At 52.7% G+C, this 2769-nt stretch carries 3 protein-coding genes; all 3 read right to left on the reverse strand.

All coding sequences use genetic code 11. The features are described from left to right. Window positions 1-279: response regulator (locus ABYW01_RS18660; protein WP_372835779.1), on the reverse strand; the 279-nt coding region annotated here is incomplete at its 3' end. Window positions 280-454: 175 nt separating this feature from the next. Then, window positions 455-1489, reverse strand: a complete 1035-nt coding sequence (locus tag ABYW01_RS18665) for a YeiH family protein (protein ID WP_372835781.1) — start codon at window positions 1487-1489, stop codon at window positions 455-457. Between the two features lie 214 nt (window positions 1490-1703). Then, the coding region (locus ABYW01_RS18670; protein ID WP_372835782.1) for a methyl-accepting chemotaxis protein at window positions 1704-2769 on the reverse strand (1066 nt) is incomplete at its 5' end.

Here is a 2769-nt window from a genome sequence, read left to right on the forward strand (position 1 = left end):
AATCGCTTCCATCACCGTATTGTAATCAGCATATCCGCTCAGAATGATGCGTATTGTTTCCGGCCAACGTGCTTCGAGACGCCCCAATAACTCTGTACCTCGCATACAGGGCATTTGGTAATCGGATATCACAACGGCCGCCGGCGAAACCTCCATTAAACGAAATGCCTCGGAGCTACAGTGAGCGCCGACCACATCGTAGCCTCGATTCCGCAGGGTGCGGCTTAGCGCAGCGACAATGGCCGGCTCGTCATCAACCAATAATACGCGTTTATTCATCCCTTCTACTGCTCCATTCCTTACTGACGCACTGAACCGATAACGGTGGGTTTAGCATACAGTGTAGTTCGAAACAGACGCGAGGATAGAGGAGTAAAAAAGTGATTGAGAGGGGGATAAAGAGGTTGGCCTGAGTACGGTTCAAGAATATCCCCGTACACAGGCCAAATTCAGACTAGCGAACGCAGTACAACCAAAACGCTACCAGTGCGGCGAGAAAGATCGTTTCAGAGACCAGCAATATGATCGGCTGCCAGCCCATCGTCGCAAGCTCTTTGAAGGATGCCTTCATACCCAACCCCACCATGGCGATAATCAGACACCAGCGGGACAGTTCAGTCATTCCAGTGGTCACTACCTCAGGGATCGGCAATGTACTGTTCAGCGTTACAATCACGATAAAAGCGATCAAAAACCCCGGCAGCGGCAGCGATGATTTACCAGACTCCCCACTATCGGATTTTTTCCGGGCCACCAGCAGAGAGATAACAACGACTACCGGCACCAGTGCCGCTACTCGTAACAGCTTGGTAAACGTTGCAACGTCACCAATGTCGTCAGACATCATATACCCAGCACCCACGACCTGTGCCACATCATGGATGGTCGCACCAAGGAAAATCCCACTTTCCGCAGGATTCAGATCCAAGCCTGTCACCACCAATGGGTAGGCAATCATTGCTACGGTACTCAGGGCAGTCACCCCGATAACCGTAAAGATCAGATTCTTTTCGGACTCTTTGTTCTGGGGCAATACCGCAGATACCGCCAAGGCCGCAGAAGCACCGCAGATACCTACAGCGGCACCGGACAAGATACTCTGGTTTTTACTCATACCCAGCCAGCGGCCGCAGATCACACCAAAGATAATCGTCGCAGGAACACCGACCACCACGATTGCGATGGGCGTAACACCTAAGCCCAGCAACTGCTCAAAGGTAATACGTGCGCCCAGTAGTGCGATACCAAAACGCAGGACCGATTTAGCGGCAAACTGAATACCTGCTGCACAACGCCCCTCTTCGGACAGATAGTTCAGAGACATACCCATCAACAGTGCATAGAGGATCGTCGGACCGCCGTAGTGTTCGGATACGAACTTTGCGGCCATCCCCACCACAAAACACAGCATCAGCCCCGGCATAATGGTAGACAACCATTCCCGTGAGGCTATTCTATCGAAAAAGGTACCTTGCTGCGGTGTTGCCATTAGGTGCTCCGGATTGATTCGTTTCTGCTGGGTTCCCACAGGGTGCAACGCAGCAAGAAGCGGATAAAAGTATACGTGAATCAATCGAGTATATGGTTATGCCAGAGAATAGATTAGGCACAGGTTTACTAAACCTTTAGTACCAGCCACTTAGGGAATAAACCTAAGTGGCTGTGAGAGAGGTATCGCCGGGATTGGAGGTACTGAAGCCTGATCAGACGATAAAGCGTCCGATCAGCTCTTTCTGCTGCTGAGAGATCTGTAACAGATCGTCACTGTGAGTGGAGACTTTTTCTGCGCCGTCAGCGGTTTCGCTGGCCGCCGCATTGATCTGCTCCAACGTGCGCGCCATCTCCTCGACCGCCTCGTTTTGCTGACCGGTAGCTTCCGTAATCTGCGTGCTCATACTGCGAATATTGCCGATCGCATCCTTCATCTCCAGCAATGCTTGCTGGGAGCTGTGAGCGTAATTGACACAGGATTCGCTCTGACCCACGCTTTGCTGCATCACCGCGACAACCTTGCCGATGCTGCTCTGCATGTTCTCCACCATCTCCTGAATTTCCTGTGTGGAGTTCTGAGTCCGGCGGGCCAGCTCTCGAACCTCATCCGCCACAACCGCAAAGCCTCTACCCTGCTCTCCGGCACGCGCAGCTTCAATCGCCGCGTTGAGTGCCAGCAAGTTGGTTTGCTGAGCAATATCGCCGATGGTGTCCAGAATGGTTCCGATCTGATTGCTGTACTGGCTCAGCTGATCACTCAGATTAACGGCCTGTGAGATATCCTGTGCCTGCTGCTGAATGCTACTAACGGTATGCTGTACGTGCTGATCTGCATCCACACTGAGCTGTTCGCAGTTGTGCACGGCATCCAGTGTCGTGCGGGCAAACTGGCTCACCTCCTGCACCATCAACTCCATCTCTTCAGAGGCTGAAGCGGTAATCATAAGCTGCTCACTCTGCTGACCCATTGCACGATGGGTCTGACGACTGGTCACCGCATTGCTCTCGGCGACCGTGCTCAGCTGTTCAGAGCCGTTGGTAATCTCTTGCAAGATATCATGCAGGTTGGCGACGACCTCGTTCAACGCCCGGCCCAGATCACCAAATTCATCTTTACGGGTAGAATCGAACGTCGTGCGCATATCGCCCCCTGCCAGCAACCGAAGACTTTTTACAGTCGCCAACAACGGCTGATGAATGCTGCGTACCGTCAGCATAGCAATGAGCACAGCCAATACGAGATTACCGACCAACAACCCCACAATCAGCGTCTGAGTG

This window comes from Pontibacterium sp. (genome assembly GCF_041587635.1).
Lineage (GTDB): Bacteria > Pseudomonadota > Gammaproteobacteria > Pseudomonadales > Balneatricaceae > Pontibacterium.

Coding starts and splice junctions, on each gene's coding strand:
- ABYW01_RS18665 (WP_372835781.1), bottom strand. CDS start 1,489: ATGGCAACACCGCAGCAAGGTACCTTTTTCGATAGAATAGCCTCACGG.